The sequence below is a fragment of the Bacillus cereus group sp. BfR-BA-01309 genome (assembly GCF_022664315.1).
Taxonomy (GTDB): domain Bacteria; phylum Bacillota; class Bacilli; order Bacillales; family Bacillaceae_G; genus Bacillus_A; species Bacillus_A mobilis.
Genome location: NZ_JAKUHE010000061.1, coordinates 1 through 515, shown reverse-complemented (window position 1 = coordinate 515; position 515 = coordinate 1). Strand labels below are relative to the sequence as shown.

Sequence of the window (515 nt, the reverse complement as noted above, 5' to 3'; positions counted from 1 at the left end):
GTGCTACTGGCGCTCAAGGACCTCAAGGTATTCAAGGACCAGCTGGCGCTCAAGGTGCTACTGGTGCTCAAGGACCTCAAGGTATTCAAGGATCAGCGGGTGCTCAAGGTGCTACTGGTGCTCAAGGACCGGCTGGCGCTCAAGGTGCTACTGGCGCTACCGGTGCTCAAGGACCAGCGGGCGCTCAAGGTGCTACTGGTGCTCAAGGACCAGCGGGTGCTCAAGGTGCTACTGGTGCTCAAGGACCAGCGGGTGCTCAAGGTGCTACTGGTGCTCAAGGGCCTCAAGGTGTTCAAGGACCAGTGGGTGCTCAAGGTGCTACTGGACCTCAAGGACCAGCGGGTGCTCAAGGTGCTACTGGTGCTCAAGGACCAGCGGGTGCTCAAGGACCAGCGGGTGCTCAAGGTGCTACTGGTGCTCAAGGGCCAGCCGGCGCTCAAGGTGCTACTGGTGCTCAAGGACCAGCCGGCGCTCAAGGTGCTACTGGTGCTCAAGGACCTCAAGGTATTCAAGGG

At 60.4% G+C, this 515-nt stretch carries 1 protein-coding gene; it reads left to right on the top strand.

Annotated elements, in window-relative coordinates; all coding sequences use genetic code 11:
• The coding region (locus MR115_RS29570) for a collagen-like protein (RefSeq protein ID WP_242243853.1) at positions 1-515 on the top strand (515 nt) is incomplete at both ends.